Source organism: Vibrio sp. M260121, assembly GCF_036533715.1.
Classification (GTDB): domain Bacteria; phylum Pseudomonadota; class Gammaproteobacteria; order Enterobacterales; family Vibrionaceae; genus Vibrio.
On the sequence record NZ_JATABF010000004.1, the window covers coordinates 34146 to 53442 of the forward strand.

The 19297-nt window shown below is 43.9% G+C and carries 14 protein-coding genes; 4 read left to right on the forward strand and 10 right to left on the reverse strand.

Features of this window, described 5'->3' with window-relative positions; all coding sequences use genetic code 11:
- Positions 1-65: 65 nt before the first annotated feature.
- Positions 66-3227 (reverse strand): efflux RND transporter permease subunit, encoded by a 3162-nt coding sequence (locus tag QTO06_RS03885; RefSeq protein WP_331406930.1) that lies wholly within the window; start codon positions 3225-3227, stop codon positions 66-68.
- Positions 3228-3229: 2 nt separating this feature from the next.
- Entirely contained in the window at positions 3230-4366 is a 1137-nt protein-coding gene (locus QTO06_RS03890) for an efflux RND transporter periplasmic adaptor subunit (RefSeq protein WP_331406931.1), read from the reverse strand.
- A 535-nt stretch (positions 4367-4901) separates the two neighbouring features.
- Between QTO06_RS03890 and QTO06_RS03895 the strand changes: the two genes are divergently transcribed.
- Both QTO06_RS03895 and QTO06_RS03900 read left to right on the forward strand, forming a co-directional pair.
- Positions 4902-5150, forward strand: coding sequence for a hypothetical protein (locus tag QTO06_RS03895; RefSeq protein WP_331406932.1), 249 nt, complete (start codon positions 4902-4904; stop codon positions 5148-5150).
- Positions 5104-5361 (forward strand): hypothetical protein, encoded by a 258-nt coding sequence (locus QTO06_RS03900; RefSeq protein WP_331406933.1) that lies wholly within the window; start codon positions 5104-5106, stop codon positions 5359-5361. The genes QTO06_RS03895 and QTO06_RS03900 overlap by 47 nt, the downstream gene beginning before the upstream one ends.
- Before the next feature lie 230 nt (positions 5362-5591).
- Here QTO06_RS03900 and QTO06_RS03905 read toward each other — a convergent pair whose 3' ends face one another.
- The 7 genes from QTO06_RS03905 to QTO06_RS03935 form a co-directional block, all read right to left on the reverse strand.
- On the reverse strand, positions 5592-6446 hold the full coding sequence (locus QTO06_RS03905) for an alpha/beta hydrolase (protein ID WP_331407001.1): 855 nt from the start codon (positions 6444-6446) through the stop codon (positions 5592-5594).
- A gap of 59 nt (positions 6447-6505) precedes the next feature.
- Complete coding sequence (locus QTO06_RS03910; protein WP_331406934.1) at positions 6506-8425, reverse strand: TonB-dependent receptor domain-containing protein; 1920 nt, start codon at positions 8423-8425, stop codon at positions 6506-6508.
- Between the two features lie 145 nt (positions 8426-8570).
- Complete coding sequence (locus QTO06_RS03915; protein WP_050933672.1) at positions 8571-9509, reverse strand: LysR family transcriptional regulator; 939 nt, start codon at positions 9507-9509, stop codon at positions 8571-8573.
- Between the two features lie 196 nt (positions 9510-9705).
- On the reverse strand, positions 9706-11343 hold the full coding sequence (locus tag QTO06_RS03920; RefSeq protein WP_331406935.1) for a methyl-accepting chemotaxis protein: 1638 nt from the start codon (positions 11341-11343) through the stop codon (positions 9706-9708).
- 298 nt (positions 11344-11641) lie between these two features.
- Positions 11642-11977 carry a zinc ribbon domain-containing protein YjdM gene (locus tag QTO06_RS03925; RefSeq protein WP_005426222.1) on the reverse strand — a complete coding sequence of 112 codons (336 nt, stop codon included), beginning with the start codon at positions 11975-11977 and terminating at the stop codon, positions 11642-11644.
- A 93-nt stretch (positions 11978-12070) separates the two neighbouring features.
- Entirely contained in the window at positions 12071-12979 is a 909-nt protein-coding gene (locus QTO06_RS03930; protein WP_331406936.1) for an aminoglycoside phosphotransferase family protein, read from the reverse strand.
- A 571-nt stretch (positions 12980-13550) separates the two neighbouring features.
- Positions 13551-13994, reverse strand: coding sequence for a DUF3291 domain-containing protein (locus tag QTO06_RS03935; RefSeq protein WP_331406937.1), 444 nt, complete (start codon positions 13992-13994; stop codon positions 13551-13553).
- A 303-nt stretch (positions 13995-14297) separates the two neighbouring features.
- Here QTO06_RS03935 and QTO06_RS03940 point away from each other — a divergent pair, with 303 nt between their 5' ends.
- Complete coding sequence (locus QTO06_RS03940; RefSeq protein WP_331406938.1) at positions 14298-15095, forward strand: class I SAM-dependent methyltransferase; 798 nt, start codon at positions 14298-14300, stop codon at positions 15093-15095.
- A gap of 117 nt (positions 15096-15212) precedes the next feature.
- Positions 15213-15584: a zf-TFIIB domain-containing protein gene (locus tag QTO06_RS03945; protein ID WP_050906477.1), complete on the forward strand. Its 372-nt coding sequence runs from the start codon at positions 15213-15215 to the stop codon at positions 15582-15584.
- 425 nt (positions 15585-16009) lie between these two features.
- Here the strand turns inward: QTO06_RS03945 and QTO06_RS03950 are convergent, their stop codons facing one another.
- Entirely contained in the window at positions 16010-19285 is a 3276-nt protein-coding gene (locus tag QTO06_RS03950; protein ID WP_331406939.1) for a DEAD/DEAH box helicase, read from the reverse strand.
- Between the last annotated feature and the right edge of the window lie 12 nt (positions 19286-19297).

The window sequence follows — 19297 nt, forward strand, 5'->3', positions numbered from 1 at the left end:
GACGCCGAAGCGCCCTTTTCTTGTACTTATTAGCAATAGTATAACTTAGTCTTTAGCGCTAAGTCCTACTCTTGGCTTGTCGTTGGCTGTGAAGTAGATTCCACTTGCTCTTTTTGTGCTTCTTTTCTTGCGCGGCGATCGAACAAACGCTCAACCACAACGAAGAACACTGGCACAAAGAAGATACCAAGCAAGGTCGCACTTACCATACCGCCAAGTACGCCCGTGCCTACCGCGTTCTGACCCGCAGAGCCTACACCCGCACTGATAGCTAGCGGCACTACACCCAGACCAAACGCAAGCGAGGTCATGATGATAGGACGGAGACGAACACGTACCGCGTGCAGCGTTGCTTCAATCAAGCCCGCGCCTTTCTCGTAGTATTCCTTCGCAAATTCAACGATAAGAATCGCGTTCTTCGTTGCCAGACCAACAGTGGTCAACAAACTAACTTGGAAGAATACGTCGTTATCCATACCGCGAGTCATTACTGCAAGTACCGCACCTAGCACACCTAGAGGTACAACAAGCACAACCGCGAATGGTACTGACCAGCTCTCGTACAGTGCTGCTAGTACAAGGAAGACAACCAGAATCGACAGCGCGTAAAGCATTGGCGCTTGGTTACCAGACAGACGTTCCTCGTAAGAGATGCCGTTCCAGTTCACCGTAAAGCCAGGAGGCAGTTTTTCTACCATGGCTTCGATTTCTGCCATCGCTTCACCAGTACTTACGCCTGGAGCCGCGCCACCTTGGATGTTCATCGCTGGTAGACCGTTAAAGCGTTGTAATAGCGGAGAACCGTAAGTCCACTCGCCCGTTGCGAATGCCGAGAATGGCACCATTTCACCCTGTGAGTTTCGTACGTACCAAGAGTCGAAGTCTTTCGGCTGCATGCGGTGTTCTGCGTCACTCTGTACCATTACCTTCTTCACGCGTCCGCGGTCGATGTAGTCGTTGATGTACGCACCACCCCATGCCGAAGCGAGGATTTGGTTTACATCATTAATGCTCACATCAAGCGCACGCAGTTTCACGTGGTCGATATGAACTTGGTACATCGGCGCATCTGCCTGACCGTTTGGACGCACACCCACCAGTTTCGGGTTTTGAGCTGCCATACCTAGGATTTGGTATTGAGCTGCCACAAGCGCTTCATGACCGTTACCGGTTGAGTCTTGTAGGTAGAAGTCGAAACCGGTCGCGTTACCCAACTCTTGAATCGCAGGTGGCGCAAATGCAAACACCATTGCTTCTTTAATCGTTGAGAAGTAACCCATCGCACGACCTGTCAGCGAAGCCGCATCCGAACCCGGTGCTTCACGTTCTGACCAATCTTTCAGACCGATAAACGCCATACCCATGTTCTGACCTTGACCTGCGAAGCTGAAGCCCGCAACCGAGAAGACAGATTTAACATTGTCTTTCTCTTCTTCAAGGAAGTAGTTACGGACTTTTTCTAGTGTCTTTTCAGTCTGCTCTTGAGTCGAGTTCGGTGGCAAGATTGCCATTGAGAACACGGTACCTTGGTCTTCATCCGGTAGAAACGATGTCGGAAGGTTCATGAACAACCAACCTGCGCCCGCACTCATTGCCGCGAATACCAATAGCATACGACCAGTGCGTTTTAGCATTTTCGCTACGCCCGCTTCGTAACCCGCCGTTGCCGCATCAAACTTACGGTTGAACCAGCCGAAGAAGCCTTTCTTATCCGAAAATTCCGCATCGCCTTTTTTCAGTAAGCTCGCACAAAGTGCCGGAGTAAGAATGATCGCCACCAATACCGATAGCGTCATCGCCGCTACGATGGTGATAGAGAACTGACGGTAGATAACACCAGTTGAGCCAGACATGAACGCCATCGGTACGAATACCGCAGACAGCGTCAGACCAACACCCACTAGCGCGCCAGTGATCTGCCCCATTGACTTCTTGGTTGCTTCTTTTGGATCGAGACCGTCTTCGTGCATTACACGTTCCACGTTCTCAACTACTACGATCGCATCGTCAACCAGCAAGCCGATTGCCAGAACCATCGCAAACATGGTTAAGGTGTTAACACTAAAGCCGGTCGCATAAAGGATCGCAAACGTACCCAGCAATACCACCGGAACCGCAATCGTTGGGATGATCGTCGCACGGAAGTTCTGCAAGAACAGGTACATGATCAAGAATACCAACACGATCGCTTCAAGCAGTGTCTTGATTACTTCTTTGATCGACGCATCAACGAATGGCGTTGTCTCAAACGGGTAAGCGATCTTCAAGCCATCAGGGAAAGTCGCACTTAGCTGACCAAGACGTTCTTTTACTGCTTCTGCCGTTTCTAGCGCGTTCGCACCAGTACCGAGAGAGATACCAAGACCTGCCGCTGGGAAGCCGTTGTACTGACCTTTGATGTCGTAGCTTTCTGCGCCGCGCTCAACACGTGCCACGTCTTTCAGGTAAACGTTCGAGCCGTTCGCTTCTGATTTCAGAATGATGTTTCTGAATTCAGCCACGCTGGTTAAACGGCTTGCTGAAGAAATGGTTGCGTTAAGCAACTGACCTTTTTGCGCAGGCGCTGCACCCAACTGACCAGAAGAAACCTGTGCGTTCTGTTCACGAATAGCGTTCGCGACGTCGATTGCAGTAAGGTTGAACTGAGTCAGTTTGAATGGGTCTAGCCAAACACGCATTGCGTATTGAGAACCAAACGCTTGCACTTGACCTACGCCCGTTACACGGCTGATCGGATCTTGAATATTGGTAACAACAAAGTCACCGATGTCGTTTTCTGTAAAGTCCGGGTCTTCAGAGTAAACCGCCACAACCATCAAGAATGAGGTGTTAGATTTGTTTACAACGATACCTTGGCTTTGTACTTCCATCGGAAGCGACGTCATCGCCAATTGCAGTTTATTCTGCACCTGAACTTGCGCGATATCTGGATCGGCTTCGCTATCAAACGTCAGCGTGATGGTGGCATTACCAAACGCATCACTGCTTGAGTTTAGGTAACGCAGGTAGTCCAGACCCGTCATGTTTTGCTCGATAACCTGAGTTACTGAGTCTTCTACGGTTTTCGCAGAAGCACCAGGGTAACGAGCACTGATTGAGATCGTGGTCGGTGAAATCGTTGGATATTGAGAAACTGGCAAGTTGAACAAAGACATCACGCCCGCCAACATAGTCAGAATCGCAAGTACCCAAGCAAATACCGGACGATCGATAAAGAATCGTGCCATGATTAAGCCTGCTCACCTGATTGAATAGTTACTGGACTACCCGGTTGGATCATCTGTAGACCGGTTGTGATGACTTTATCACCCACTTTCAGACCGTCAGTAATACGCCACTGGTTACCAATAGACTCCGCCGTTGTTACCGGAGTTATTGTTACCTTGTTGTCCGCACCCACTGTCATTACTGAGGCTTTGCCCGTTGCGTCACGCGTAACTGTGTTCTGCGGGATAAGAATCGCCACAGGGTCCACACCTACTGTTACCGTTGCGCGCACAAACATACCCGGTAGCAATAAGCCATCTGGGTTCGCGAATTCTGCACGTAGCGTTACGCTGCCAGTACTTTCATCTACATTCACTTCGGTAAACTTCATAATACCTTTATGCGCATACGTCGAACCGTCTTCAAGCGTTAGTGTTACTTGAGCGGATTCGTCTTTTTGCAAGTGACCTTGTGACATCGCTGCTTTCAAACGGAGTAACTGAGCAGAAGATTGCACGATATCAACATTGATAGGGTCTAGCTGTTGGATAGTCGTCAGCGTCGCCGCTTGGTTTGCCGTTACCAGCGCACCCGCCGTTACGTTAGACTTGCTGATCACACCGCTGATTGGCGCCTTCACTTGTGCGTAAGACAGATTGATCTTCGCCGTGTTGATTCTCGCTTTTGCTACCAACACTTGCGCTTTCGCTTCTTTGTAAGCTGCTTCTGCTTCATCTAGATCTTGTTGGCTGATCGATTTCTTAGTGATCAACGCACGGTAACGACGAACTGTTGAGTACGTCGATTCTTCCGAAGCTTGAGCACGGATCAGTTCAGCTTCTGCGCTTAGTAGGTCTGCTTGGAACGTAGAATCGTCGATCTGGTAAAGGGATTGACCTTGCTCAACCACACCACCCTCTTCAAAATTACGCTCAGAAATTATACCCGTTACCTGAGGGCGAACTTCTGCTTCTTTAAACGCTCGGCTACGGCCCGGCAGTTCTACTGTTAGCGCTTGGCGAACAGGTTCAACCGTCATTACCGTTACTTCTGGTGTCGGCGCTGGACCACCTTGCGCTTGTCCTTCTTGGCTCTGTTCACACCCGACCAATAATAGGCTCGACGCAATCAAGAGCGATAGCGTGGTTCTACGTGTCATGAAAATTCTCTCTTCCTAACTAAAAAACGCGACTCAATAAAAAGTCAGCAAATATTAGTCGGGATGATAATTACTCAATGTTGTACATACAACAAAATTTACCGCTCTTTACGATAGACAAAAATGTTTGTTCTAAAGCTGTTATTGATATCTCAATTCAGCCTCTTTTTTATTGGAAAAATAAATTTTCTGTGAGCAATTGAAATCAGATTTTTCTTAATAAAAACAGTAAAAAAGAATGGACAAAACCAGAGAATTCGTGACAAAGCAAACCAATTAGTAGGAGATCTTGCTAACGCAGAGAAAAAGAAAGTTTATTAAAAACGTGAGAATAAGTGAAAAAATAGGACTTTACACTCGCTTAACATCGCATCATTAATTGAACATTTAAAGCACGCTTTGAATAAATAAATTGCAAATATAGGCGTTAATTTCCTTATTCAGTTTCCTATAATTCGCTACCCTGAAACCGCCTGACATACGAAACAAGTTGGTTTCTAAAGCACTAATTGAGCCGAAGCAAAAAACGCTTCCAATGAGTGTTATCAAAACGGGTCAAAGCCAAGGTTTATGGTGCCTTCTACTCGCAGTATTGCTCGTGCTAAAAGTCTTCAACCTTTATGAAACAGCGAAAACATTGTATTACAAGCACGACTTTGAACAGGTACTAAAAGCCAAAGCTTACCCAGAAATAAAACGTTCCGATGACGGAAAAACGGTAGTGACAATTAACAACCATGAATGCATTTATCACAAAGATCAGCTTCTACTTCAATGCCCATAAACTCAAAGTATTGATAGCATTAGTCGTGTTCAACGGTATTCTCTTGTTCACTGCACACCAGTCAAAAGTTCAACTGTTTGGCAAGGTAGAAGCGATGCAATATAGGTGGACGACCTATACCGAACTCTACAAAGATCACATTGAAACTCGGAATCATTACTCACCGATCGGTGGTGCCGTGACAGACTTTCAAGCGCTTGACTATCAATAATATGAATATTCAAAGTCTAATGGAAACGAATACATTGTATTGAGCTACGAAAAGCCGGTGACCATGCGCCACTATCGTATCTACTATCTAGATGAACAATGCAGTTTGCTCTTTTTTGGCAGAGCGGAGCGAACCCTAAAAAACATGGGATTTAGATGCTTATGCTAAGACGATTGTAGTCGCAGTTAGAGCATAAAAACCGAGCTGAATAGTTTCAGCCCGGTTTTCTTTTATTTCGAAATAACGGGAAAGTGTTTATTAAGAAACGCCATCACGTGCGGAACATACTTCTGAGAATCAAATATCGGCGCACTATGCCCCACTCCTTCTTCAATCCACAACTGGTTCTCAATGTTATTCTCATCCAATTTAGCTTTGAGTAGTTCGCTTTGTGGCAAAGGAACACGCTTATCTATCGTTCCATGTAACTGGATAAACGGCGGCGTTTTGTCGTTAACATAGGTCGTTGATGATGCCTGCTTGGCGATTTCAGGAATGTCACTTGGCGTGTCACCTAAAAAGCGAGACACCGATGATTTCTTACTCGCACTCTTTCCCCCCTTACTGCCTAGCGCTAACAAATCAGTGGGACCAAAAAAACTCACAACCGCTTCCACCTGATATTTGGGCTTCACATAAAATGAGATGTCGCCGTACGCATTCGTCGTTCCAATCAAGCCCGCTAAGTGCCCACCCGCAGAGCGCCCCATCATCACTACGTTATCTGCCGCAATATGGTATTGCTTCGCATGATCATGAAGGAAGTTAATAGCATCATTGATGTCTTGTAATGGCGCCGGAAATATAGCCTCGCCGCTCAAACGGTAATCGACTGAAGCAAGCGCATAACCTTTCTCGATGACTGATTGCAATAATAGTGAGTTCTTAGTAGGTATCGCATCCTTGCTCCCGCGCTTCCAAGCACCACCATGAACCCAAACCAAAAGTGGATAAGGTTGCTCACTGTGCACTTTCGGTTTGTAGAGATCGAGTTTAATCTCGCGACCTTCAACCGTTTTAAATACAATATCCTTGTCAACGACAGCACTTTCTAAGATGTTCGCCTGTACATTTACCGTCAACATGCTCAGTGAAATTACACTAAGTAAAGTCATGATTTTCTTCATTGATTTTAAGTCCACCATTAGAACGATGCTTCTGCAGCAACCCAGTATCGACGACCATCTTCAACATAGCCATATTCATCGTATGTTGTTTCCGCATCGAACAGGTTGTAGATACCTGCCATCAGCTTCAATTGGCGATTGATTTTCCAATTCCCACCAAAGTCTACATAAGTAATTAACGGTGCAGGGGTATTACGTGAATCCACAGTAATTGGGTCGGATTCTTCGCTGCGATAAGACACACGAACCCACGAGTTAATATTGTCACGAATCGCCCAATCTGCATTCAGCGCAACTAAATGCTCTGGAGCTTGTGTTAACGGCTGACCTTTATCTTCACCTGACTTTTTCTCACTATAGGTATAAGTGTAAGTGGCACCGACATTGATCGTTTCAGTAATGCCTTTGTTAATCGAGCCTTCCGCACCATACGTGATAGCATCTTCAATATTTACATACGTTGAATCACATGCGCGCCCAGTACAGCTTGGATCGAGGTTAATCGTGTCGATCTTGTCTTTAAAATCGTTGTAAAACACCGTCAAACTGGAGTTCAAATCATTCACTCCGGAGTAATACATGCCTAACTCAGTGTTGACGGAAGATTCAGGTTTCAAGTCTGCATTGCCATAAACTTCACATTTACCGTTACAGCTTTCTTGCACCCAATCTTCCTCCATTTCCGTCAAATTTGGTGCGCGATACCCCGTTGAAACACCACCTTTCATTGTCCATTCTGGATTAAGAGTCCAAACACCGAACACGCGCGGACTAAAGTGTGAGTTAAACTGCTCGTTGTCGTCGTATCGTAGACCCAATGTGAGCGCAAAGTTGTCTGTCAGGTACCATTCATCTTCGGCAAATACCGACCATTGCGAGTTCTTAAAAACAAAATCACCGTTATCCAGTTCTTCACTTTCAAATGCAGCACCGATTGAAATGTAATGCATACCAAATGCCTTGGACCATTGAGTATTGGCATTGATGTTTTGCACTTCTAAACCACGCCCTACATTTTCAACCGTTTCAGTGCTGATGTATGAAGAACCAGTTACAGATTCATAGTTAGCATCATGTGCAATACCAACCGATTGACGGTTATTGTTGGTCGCAGAGGTCTTAGTCCGAGACTTCCCTTGCGTGTTCGCTCGCTCTTGATCGTGATGAGTGTAATCAAGGGTGAATGTATCTTCTTCCGTTGGAGTGAAATAAACAGATGCACGATAGTTCTCAAGCGTTTTACCGCCGTTTGCATAAAGTATTTCGTCTTCAATACGCTCTTGATACATCCCTGAAATCGCAGTGCTCACCAAGCCATCAATCAAAGGACCTGCGAGGTACATTTCGCCTTGATAGAAATTGCCTGACTTACTGTTTTCTTGTAGCGTTGCTTCCGCGCGGAGACTACCTGTCCATTCTGGAAAATCTTTGCGTGTAATAATGTTGATCACACCACCGATGGCATCTGAGCCATACAAAGTCGACATTGGACCACGCACTACCTCAATACGCTCAATCGAATTTAGCGGTGGTAACCAATCCTGCTCAAAGCCTCCCCCGCTACTAACCTGCGTTTCACGACCAGATTGCTTACGTCCGTCAACGAGAATTGCGGTGTAATCTGAAGGCATGCCACGCAAGGAGATCTCTTGGCGAGAACCGCCACCAGTGATAACAACACCCGGTATGTCTTTCAGAGCATCGGTTAGATCTTTATAAGAACGGTTTTCGATTTGCGCGCGGTCAATCACACTAATCGACGCAGGAGCTTCCAACGTAGATTGCTCATACCCAGAAGCCGTCACCACCATGGTTTCCATGATGGTGTGATCTTCAGTTATTTGAGAATCAGCAAAAGAAACAAGAGGGAGTGCCACTGAAATACCTGCGGTAACGTTTACCGCAGTGCGACAATTAAAAGGGATATTCTTGAGCATGTTTGATAACTAATTTTATTTACAACTGATAATTGTTATCAATTAAACTCTCATTACCCTATGCTTTCAATCAATACAGTATGCACGACATCGAATCTTACTATGCAGGATCTGCAACGTTGATTCACAATACTCAATCAAGCATTTATGCATGCATTTCGTTATCTTCGAACAACTCGTTGAATAACTCACGGATCCAAATACACATTGGGTCATCATGAAAACGCTTATGCCAATACAAATACACTTGTGAGAAATCCAAACGCAGTGGTTCTGGCACTTCGCGTGTAATTAGGCGTTCATCCTGACAAGCCGCTTCGGCGAATGGCGTCGGTAAATGAAAGATAATGTCCGTCTCCGCCGCAATACTCGGCGCTGATGTGAAGTTAGTAAGTTGTACTGGCGCCGACAAACGCTGCTTTTTATCTGCTAAGCCTAACTCAATGAACTTGTGCTCAAATGACAACGTTTTCTCTCCTTGTAGAGAGATTTGACCAAAATGGTAATCACGCAACTTCTCTGCCGTTAAGGCTTCATTGGCAAGTGGATGGTTTCTGCTCATTAATAAACGGAAGTCTCGTTTAGCCACGACCTTACGATAAATATTTTGTTCCGATGTCGGCGGCTCGTGGGAAGAAAGCGAGAAATGCACATCTCCAGACACCAGTTCCTCAAAATGGCGTTTCGGCGTTGTGTCGATACTGACCACAAGATTTGGCGCTCGTTCACGAATGGCAGCAACAAGCTTGGGCATCATAGTGTTGACCTGCGGCTGTAAACCATAGAATCGAACGGTACCTTCCACCTTCTCTGGTTCGAATGAATTCTTATGCGACAACTTTTCAAGACTAATAATCAACGCAGATATGTCTAACTTGATCGCTTCTGCCTTTGGGGTAAGTTCATAGCCAAAACTCGTACGTACCAATAACTCATCATCAAAAAACACTCGCATCTTTTGCAGTGCTCGACTTACTGAAGACTGACTCGTATTGAGCAGCAAAGCAGTATTCGATACGTGCTTTTCTTCGAGAAGGTATTTAAGAATGTAGAGAGACGTTACGTCAATTTGAGGAATTTGCATAAGCGAAATCTGGCAGCGAAAAGTGAAATTGTAGAGCCAGATTATATGATCGATGTTGTCATGAGTAACAACTTTTCACCAGTTTCAATGATGAATAGAGACTTCCCGCCCCCCGAATAATGGTGCGGGTTCAAACACCTAAAGACAAAAAAGCCCCAAACTAAAGGGGCTTTGAGTTACCTAATCTTCCACTTGATTAAACGCGGAACTGACTGACTTGCTTGTCTAACTGTTGCGTCTGTTCTGACAGCATAGACAGTGACTGTTGCGCTTGGCTCACCACATCAACAATCGACGTGCTACTGTCCGCGATACCTTGAACGTTGCTGTTCACTTCATCACTCACTGAGCTTTGTTGACCTGCTGCTGTCGCAATGTGCGTGTTCATCTCGTTCATACGTGCGATCGCGTTAAGGATTTCAGCCAAAGATTCTGTCGCCAAACCTGCCGATTGAATGGTGTCTTCGCTGCTGGTTTTACTGCCCTGCATCACTTCCACCGCCTGAGCAGCGCCTGCTTGCAGCTTCTCAATCATCGATTGAATCTCACCCGTGCTCTTTTGAGTACGGCTGGCTAAGGAACGAACTTCATCTGCCACAACAGCAAAACCACGACCTTGCTCACCAGCACGCGCCGCTTCAATCGCCGCGTTCAATGCCAACAAGTTGGTCTGTTCTGCAATGCCACGGATAACGTCCAATACTGAAGCAATGTTGCTTACGTCATTATCTAGTGTATTGATAACTTGGCTTGCACTTTCAATCTCACCTGCAAGATCACGAATCGCTGCGACTGTTTGCTCCAAAATCACATTGGTATTCGACAACTCTTCGTTCGCTGTTTGGCTTGCCAAAGCGGCTTCTGTTGCGCTGTCGCTCACGTTGCGACTGGTCACTTGCATTTCATGAACTGCTGCGGCAACAGCTTCGCTATCACGTTGTTGGTGAACCGTTGAATCTGCAATAGTTGAGGTCAACGAATTCAGGTTGTTCATTTCTTGACGCAGTGTGTTTGCGCTTTCGACGACTTGTGACACTGTCGCTTGAATTTTAGTCACGAACTGGTTGAAGCCACTGGCAAGTTGACCAATTTCATCTTGCGAGTTGATGCTAATACGTTGGCTCAAATCCCCTTCACCAGACGCAATTTGCACCATTGCTTCTTTGATGTCGTTGATTGGCTTCACTACCGTTTTAAGTAACAAAACCACCATACCAAGCGCAGCAATAATTACGATTGCGATGCCTGCTTCAAGAATAAGCTCTGCACGAAGTGCCGCTGCTGCGATATCCGTTTTTAGCGTCTTTTGTTTCGCTTCAATCGCATCTTTCACCACATTTAGTTGCTCACGTACCGCACCAAATTGGTGTTCAAATTCCGCTTTGTTTGACTCGTAATAACTTACCCACTGCGGTTGTGGCTTGCTGATCATGGTTTCATAGCTTTGCAGCCATTTCTCACCTGTTGATACTAGCTTCTGCACCTCGCTACCATGACTGCGAGGCATTACCCCCGCATCGGACAGTGACATGACTTTCTTCATACGTGGCAGAGCTTTGTATGCGTTGTCTTTGTATTCAAATAGATGGTGATCAATTTCCGCTTGAGACTGCGCCAGAGCTAAACCTTGAATCGCTGACGTCGCTTGATAAAGGTCGCGATACGCATCTTCAATGGTAAAAAGGCTTGGGGTAACCTGCTCGTTAAGCGTGTCGCTAAGCTCGGTTTGTTTCCACATCGTGAGAACATTCAATACTGAGCTTAAAGTCAGTAATACAATCATCAAAGATAGAGGGAGAACTATCTTTTGCTTGATAGAGAGGTTGCTGAACATGAATAGATACCTTTTGTTATATTGTTCAAATCGCGCCCAATTATAACAAAGAGACAGCACAAGTAATTTCATATACAGTGCAACGTATTATAATAATTTTTATCTTTACGACTAATGTTTTAGATTCAACAAATAACTGATTTATTGGACGATTTTTCTAGGAAGGAAAATCACGAAATTATAGTTGATGTATCAGCTGATGCTCGATAAGTGCTCCTGCTGTGATTAAAGCACAAAGAAAACAGCCTCAATATGGCTATTGAGGCTGTTGGGAAGTTGGGTTCCGAATGACTTTAAATTACGCCTTCTTTACAAACTGCGCCGTCACCATCATCTCGCCAGCGCCATCAACTTTACAATCTAACTGATGATCTTTGCCATCTTTGATACGACGAATCACCGCTTTGGTGCCGATCTTAAGTACCAACGAACTGCCTTTTACTTTTAAGTCTTTCGCTAACGTGACCTTATCTCCTTCTTGCAGCAAGGTGCCGTTGGCATCTTTCACGTTTACGGCATCTTCGTCTGCCGCCTGAGTCGGGTTCCACTCATAGGCACACTCTGGGCAAACAAGATGGTCTTGGTCTGGGTAAACGTATTCTGAGTTACAGTTTGGGCAAGGAGGTAGAGACATAAGTAATTACGAGCTAATGAATTTGCCGTTATGGTAAAGGGTATTGCTCACCTTATCGAGTAGATTTGGCGACTTTTGAAGCACTTATTTAATTCAATCACATTCCAACTTAGCCAACTGCTTCAGCGTGTAGGTAACGTAATACGGCTTGATCTCTCGTATATACCGATATTTATCGTGATACCAACATACTCTATGAACCAAACCAATTAACATCACTTCATAGAGAGATAACCCAATATTTTGACCAAACATAGCGCTCAGATAAGTTTGATAAAAGTGCTCAAGTTCTGACGCATCCGTTTTTATTCTTTGTCCTATCTTGGTTCGGTCGGGCACTAACCACCAAAGAAAGCTGCCAATATCGACAAGAGGATTACCAACGTGCGCTTCTCCCCAGTCAAACCAGCGAACCTTACCCCCCTCATCGACCAACACATTTTTGGCATGAGCGTCACCATGACATAAACATTTGGGAATATTAAGAGCCTTAACTTTCATGGTTACACGCTCAATGTCGGGTAACTTAGCGATGACTGCATCTAAGACGTCTTGCGGAACTTCCCAATAATCCGTGTGTTCCGGTTCTGTTATTATGTTTTCAAACTGACCAAAGCTAACCTGACGCTCGGGAAATTCAGAGGAAAGCGAGTTTAACGGTTGTTGATGAATACTCGCCAATTTCTCAATCGCTACTCGCCAGTGTTGAGTATTCTCTGACAACAACAGTTCTGCTCCACCATCTTCGACCAAAAGCCAGCCCTGCTTATTCTCGATACCCCGAACCTGAATGGTTGCGTCTCCCAATAACTGAGCACATGCCTTCGTTTTCCAAGGTTCGAGTTGATGAAGTTTATCCTGCTTAAAATAAGCGGTAATTTTAGGAGCCGTCACTTTTACGAGTTTCGCGACTTCATGTTCCCAAAGGAGCTCTGTATGCAGCTTGTCTGACTGGTTGAGATTCAGGGACTGGCTTATCCATAAACATTCATCGCTTTGCATTTCATCTATCCTTCTCAACTTTACGTTTTTTCACAAAGCAGTCTAAAAAAGCTTTTTCTGTCGTAACTCATTGCATAATATTAAAAAACTAGAGTCAATACTCTGGATTTACTGTAGTAGAGGATGATTGCTAGCTTTTCGCTTCTTCCAACTTACACAGGTTGGTCATTTACTCCATGACTTTGTCGACCGAGAAGCTTGGGAACTCTTGTCCTGGAGGAAACGCTTTAAATGACTTCAACATCTAAGCGACTTTCTGCTAAGCTGGATTATCTGGCCTCTTCTTCTGCGTTTAGGTGATAAGGGTTACCCATGAACTCATCAAAACCATGATGGCCGGCAACATATCATCTTTGTTGCGCAGTAATTTTTACCCAACTGGGCCGTTGCATGCCCCATATCTTTAAAAGCTGTCGCCATGGTGATGTCTTGCATCTGAATGTCTTGCGCCGCTGAGTTATTAATTCCAATTTCACCTATTTCAGTTAAACACGGAGCCAATGATATCCCGAAAACAGATAAGCGTTATTCGAGCAACTTAACTAGAATCCTTGTTAACTGGTGGACGGATTTACAAATCATTAGACGTAAAGTTAGCTTTAAAGGTAAATGCATACGGTGTATCGCCGTTTTCACAAAGGTACTGTAGACGAGCTAAAGCCTCCTCTGCTGTTGGGATATGATTATCCTCAATCCACCAAAGCACATAAGTATCTTCGACTAAACGATGGAACCATTCACTCTTACGACGCATGAAATCACGATGATGGGTTCGGAACATAAAATTCTTCAGCGCATCCACGTTATCCCACACCGACATATTGACAATCATATTTGGGTCATCAAATAGCTTAATGTTGGTGGCATCGCCGGATTCGTCTTTTAGGCGCCAAATGAACCCATCACTTTGTTCTGCAATGCCATTCACCAAATCGAGATTATCAACAAAGCCCTTTATCTCCGGTGCATCGAGTGGGTACTTCGCTAAAGCAATATTCAATTGAGCAAGCTTCATTTCTCCCTCCTGAGCATCTTTATGAAAACAACCGCTGGCTTTCTTTTCGCTCTCTTCTTCCCATTAGAGTTATTTCTATCTTTCTTGTAATTCCGAATTTATAGGATTGTGTGGTTGTTAGTCTCACTTCGGTGTACCACCCCTTCCAATTCAACTAGCTTTTCAATACCTTTTAACACATTGAGATAAGCAATACGTTTCTGATCAAATTGAATCATTCAAAAGCGTGACATACGGCAAAGGTGGAACTGTTCTCGAGCGAATTCGAAAACAAGTTGATATCTGGTTAAGGACTTAATATTTATGGATGAACTGATTGCTCAATATACTGGAGCAGATGAAGACTCTCGACTTACCCGTCAGAACATTACGAAGATAGAGTTTGATACCACAATGCACCTACTCGCCCCCTATTTAAAGTCAGGTGCCAATGTATGTGAGCTTGGAGCAGCAACAGGTCGCTATTCTCTTAGCTTCGCAAAGATGGGTTGTAACGTGACCTCGGTAGAACTGGTTCCAGACCAAGTAGATATCTTGAAAAAGAATGCGGAAAGAAAGGACTTACCCATAGATATCCATCTAGGCAGTGCTTGTCACGTCCCTTTCATTGAATCCGGTTCACAAGACCTTTGCGTAATACTTGGTCCTCTGTATCACTTGAAAACCAAGAGTGAACGCGATCAAGCAATAAGTGAAGCAAAGCGCATCCTAAAACCAAATGGAATCTTAGCGGTAGCGTATATTTCTAGATTCTTCGTCGCAGGACTATTCGCACAAAAGTTTCCTCAACTCGTAACTCCATCGACTTTATCTGAGCTTTATACAAATGGCACAGTCACAGCCTCTGAGGCAGATCGTTTTTTCAAAGTTGGCTACTTTGCCTCTCCTGAAGAAATTGAGCATTTGTTGCGCTCACATACTTTCAACATTCTCGACCATGCCGCTACCGATGGGTTTGGTCGCTATATCTCGGAAGGCATTAATAGCTTTACGCCTTCGCAATATCAAACATGGTTGGAATACCACTTAAATACATGCCGACAAAGTAGCTTATTAGGCTCAAGCAATCATGGACTCGTCGTTGCTAAGAAAACGATATAGATAGTATTAGAAGAGTCAAAACGTATGGCACGAAAGATGTCGTATTTTGATTTGTCGTCAAAGAGAGCTGGGAGTACGAGACTCACTTCTCTTTAGAAAATAAAAAGGAAAAACAAAATGCAATGCCCAAAATGCAATTCTGACTTTGAACAACTTCAAACTCCGCTAGGTGATGTCGAACGCTGCACTGAATGTAAAGGCTTATGGATTGATGCCTACGAAGTGGAAGCGATGAAGCCGTTAGCTGATGTGATTGATTCAGGTGACGAAGAAATCGGAAAAGCCTTCAATGCGATTGATCGTATCGATTGCCCGGTATGCCCAAACAATCAACTGCTTCGATTGGTCGATCCAAAACAGCCTCATATCTGGTTTGAAAGCTGTCCTACGTGTAAAGGCCGCTTCTACGACGCCGGTGAATTTAAAGACCTAGCGACACTCGACCTATCTGATTTTTTCAAGAAATTTGGCTTGATTGAGCGCGTGTAATTAATAACATTGAACTCCAAAGGAATGGTGTTAATACATGGATGTTAAAATTCAGCTAACACAGAGAAGAGCTCAAAAAAGATTGGGAAAAGCGTGCGAAGGCGTAAGGCGTCTTGAGAACACTTCCTGAGTGGTTTGGCCGCGAAGACGCTGATGGAGTATGTCGCTGAGATCGACGCCTTAGATACTTATACAGCTTGGGATGGCGATAACCTGGTTGGTTTTTTCTCAGTGAACTACCACAACCCTACTCAGCAGAGCTAGAGAGACAAGTAGAATCAAAGATTCAAGATCAATAAACTGTGTTAAGTTGTACTAATTCATACCTGATCTGACAGTTACCCGCTTAGTTCATCTAAATATAGATTCCTCACTCTCTATCTTTAAATGAACTAACGAATCATTTGTACCGCCACAGACTTAGCTTACCCACTATTACTCGTACTCGTTTTTTTCTCTAACAAATGCTGTGCATCGCAAAAATAATTCAACCCTGACCAAACTTTCTTACAACCTACTAGATAGACTTGATTCTTAGCCCGTGTTACCGCCACATTTAGGATATTTGGTTTACCTGAGGCCCATGATGCCGATCCTTTAGTCGCTTCTGAAACACCTAAGATAAAAATGACACTTTTCTCTTCTTTTCCTTGAAACGTGTGAACCGTACCAACTCGGCCAGATAACCATGACAAAACAACAGATTTAGTCACTCCTCGTTCGACCAATATCCGCAAAATATCTTCCTTTACACCATCCTTAACTTTTCTAAACGGGGAGATTACGTAAATGTCTGGAAGTGTGTTTTCACGTACGTAATGAGTATAAATCATATTCGCTACATGCTCCCCTTGAAGTGGGACGTAGTGCTTACCATCAACGTCTCCAGAAATATCAAACCATTGACTATATCCCCAAGTAGAGTGAGGTTTCGCAGCTGGCTTCTCATCACCATGAAACATTTTATCGTTATATGCAATTTTGTTCGAAATACTGAACATTGGCTCGTCACAACGACGATGCACTCGCAAAGGACTTCCTAGCCATTCGTTGTCAGAAATTTCATATGTGCCATAAGGATTCACTCTATCAGCCAATTTTTGAACCGAAGTTAACGTCGGAGACCACGTCATCCATTCATCACCTTCAAACTGCTCTTGAGCAAATCCCTCCACAAATTCAGGAGGAATAGTAAACACAGGCTCAATTTGCAGTGGATCCCCTACAACAACTGCACGTTTGGCTCTTAGTAATGCACCAACAGCTTGTTGCGGGGAGGCTTGGCCAGCTTCATCAATAAACAACCAGCCAATTTCATTACTATCAAAAGAAGAGAACTGCCTAGCGACAGAAGCAAATGTCGACGACACAACAGGAATAAACATAAACAGCCACTGCCAAAAAACCTTCGCAGCATCTCGGTCAGAAAGCGCATTTCCCAGCGCCTTTGGCATATGGAAAAGTACATTACTACCAAACTTATATTTATCATTTGCTGACACCAACCAAGCCTGATGAAGCTCCAATGCTTGTACTGTAAGGTTGGCCCTTTTTGCATTCAGTTCTTTACAATGTTTAAAAGCTTTACGTTGTATATCATCGTGCTCAAGATCTGCGGAACCATCATCAAAATAGGCATCTTTATATCGCTCAGCAATGTCGGAACTAGCCTGAATATCCCTGTCTAAATCCTTACTAAACTGCGCTACTTTTCTTTTATGAAGTGCATACTTGTCAGAAAAATTTTCTAAACGTAATGACATCCTCTTTAATCGCGAACGCCTTTTCCAAAATGATGGGAATATCAGGAACCATACAGGCAGTAGGTTACTTTTAAGCTTAGTGACAAAACTCTTTAACCTTAAACAGCGCATCTCCAAGCAATCCAATTTACGTTGATAGTCAACCAATTGATTTTTCTTGGTCTCGATCAAACTCAAGATTTCAAGTTCATCAATACAATGTTGCAACGCACGTTCAGCCTGATTAAAGCTTCTTTGCGCAGCTTTAAAATCTGTCGTTTTATCCCGAGAGTCATGAGAAAGTTGTTTTATTGCATCCAACAGTTTTTGATACTCTTCAGCACCAGGCTCAGCCTTCATGTCCTTATTAGCTTTGAAAAATAGCTTTTCATTGACTACTTTTCGGTTTGTTTGATTACCAATTGCCGCAGCCATTAACCCCCAACAGTCATCCTCCTTAGAAAGTGGAAGTAAGATTGGTTGTTGATTGCTCGGGACATCAAATTTATGTTCAGCAGCAAGCTTTTGAGCGGCTTTTTTAAAATACTCTGCGTTCTGATATTGACTTCCCAACGACTTTATTTGAGGTAACTCTTTGGTAATATTTTCAACAGCCGTGTTATTACTTGAAACAACTACCATCTCAAAACCACAGAGGGCTGGGTTCAATTTCGGTATATTTACAGTTCGGTCATCAATTTTAACTTTAATACACTCAGTAACAGACTCTTCAATGGTGGAGAAGCTGGCCAAGACTCTTGCCCTATCAACTAAATTATTAGCAATGATATCTCTGAGCATAGTGGTTTTGCCCGTACCCGGAGGACCATTGACAGAATAAACACCTTGAACTTCTAGATCTCGAAACAAAGTATTAATAGCAAATTGTTGCATCAGACTCATGTAATGATTGTCATCACCAGGCCATCGACCTGCTGGTGTCATGCCAACAGCCAAGTTTTGTCTTATCAGTTTCTGGCCTGCAACGCTTAACAGGTCGTCGTACTTATTCTCATCAGTACCAATATAACGAGCAAGACAAGACTGTGGTGATAACTTACCCTCTTGTACATGCTTAATCGCTAATTCTAGATCACGGATATAAAAGCTATTTAAAATAGAGATAGATTGGGTCGAGCTTGAAGCCTCGCTCCTCGTATTTCCGCTAGTATCTTCTTCTACTCTGTTGAATCGCTCACCTAATCGCTTTTCAAAATCAGAAAAATCTGGCAACCCTTTAGAGGAAAAATCGGGAAGCTCTGGAATAACTTGCCCCTTAAGATACTTTTTTTCATTAAGCTCTACGATTATGAAAGGTATGTATTGTTCTGAGGATGGCTGGAATTGAACTAGGTCGTTAAAAGCATTGAAAAACTCAAACAACTCATAGGCAGTGAAAACTTGAGGGTATTGATGCTCTTCTTTCAAGTTCGACGCAACTAAACAGATCTCCCCAAAACGCTTGTTTAATTTTTCACAATCCTTGTCAAAATCTCTTAGTTTAATCGAAGCTAGAGAGTGATTCTGGAGCTTACCTATAGCCCAGGGAGCCGTTGAAATCTCAGTCTTGTCGAGCAAAATTTGACCCGTTTCACTTACATGTAAAATGATCGAGCACGTATAGCCCGAATCCTGCTTCTGTTCGGACATTTCAGGGTATTGTTCTTCAAATTTTGGAAAGTATCGCTTCCCAGCTTCAAAGATTTCAGAACGATGGAATAAGCCAATGTAAACTTTATAAGTGTAATGCTTATTTACCGTGTATTTCTTCCCCGCTCGGCGAATTTGATTGCGATTAATCCAAGGTAGGCAGCCTGGATTAAGCGCTATCTCTTCAAAATCGTAATGGATGCTACCACTTCCTATTTGACTAATATCACCTAAGTCTGCCGAATTAAAAAACTCAATTTTGTGCCAATAATCTAATATCTGCAGCGCCAACTTGTTATTAATAGACATGATAAACCCTTC

Excerpts from the sequence above, each read along its gene's own strand:
- QTO06_RS03885 (WP_331406930.1), bottom strand. The coding sequence starts at position 3,227 with ATGGCACGATTCTTTATCGATCGTCCGGTATTTGCTTGGGTACTTGCG.
- QTO06_RS03890 (WP_331406931.1), bottom strand. The coding sequence starts at position 4,366 with ATGACACGTAGAACCACGCTATCGCTCTTGATTGCGTCGAGCCTATTA.
- QTO06_RS03895 (WP_331406932.1), top strand. The coding sequence starts at position 4,902 with ATGAGTGTTATCAAAACGGGTCAAAGCCAAGGTTTATGGTGCCTTCTA.
- QTO06_RS03900 (WP_331406933.1), top strand. The coding sequence starts at position 5,104 with ATGAATGCATTTATCACAAAGATCAGCTTCTACTTCAATGCCCATAAA.
- QTO06_RS03905 (WP_331407001.1), bottom strand. The coding sequence starts at position 6,446 with ATGTTGACGGTAAATGTACAGGCGAACATCTTAGAAAGTGCTGTCGTT.
- QTO06_RS03910 (WP_331406934.1), bottom strand. The coding sequence starts at position 8,425 with ATGCTCAAGAATATCCCTTTTAATTGTCGCACTGCGGTAAACGTTACC.
- QTO06_RS03915 (WP_050933672.1), bottom strand. The coding sequence starts at position 9,509 with ATGCAAATTCCTCAAATTGACGTAACGTCTCTCTACATTCTTAAATAC.
- QTO06_RS03920 (WP_331406935.1), bottom strand. The coding sequence starts at position 11,343 with ATGTTCAGCAACCTCTCTATCAAGCAAAAGATAGTTCTCCCTCTATCT.
- QTO06_RS03925 (WP_005426222.1), bottom strand. The coding sequence starts at position 11,977 with ATGTCTCTACCTCCTTGCCCAAACTGTAACTCAGAATACGTTTACCCA.
- QTO06_RS03930 (WP_331406936.1), bottom strand. The coding sequence starts at position 12,979 with ATGCAAAGCGATGAATGTTTATGGATAAGCCAGTCCCTGAATCTCAAC.
- QTO06_RS03935 (WP_331406937.1), bottom strand. The coding sequence starts at position 13,994 with ATGAAGCTTGCTCAATTGAATATTGCTTTAGCGAAGTACCCACTCGAT.
- QTO06_RS03940 (WP_331406938.1), top strand. The coding sequence starts at position 14,298 with ATGGATGAACTGATTGCTCAATATACTGGAGCAGATGAAGACTCTCGA.
- QTO06_RS03945 (WP_050906477.1), top strand. The coding sequence starts at position 15,213 with ATGCAATGCCCAAAATGCAATTCTGACTTTGAACAACTTCAAACTCCG.
- QTO06_RS03950 (WP_331406939.1), bottom strand. The coding sequence starts at position 19,285 with ATGTCTATTAATAACAAGTTGGCGCTGCAGATATTAGATTATTGGCAC.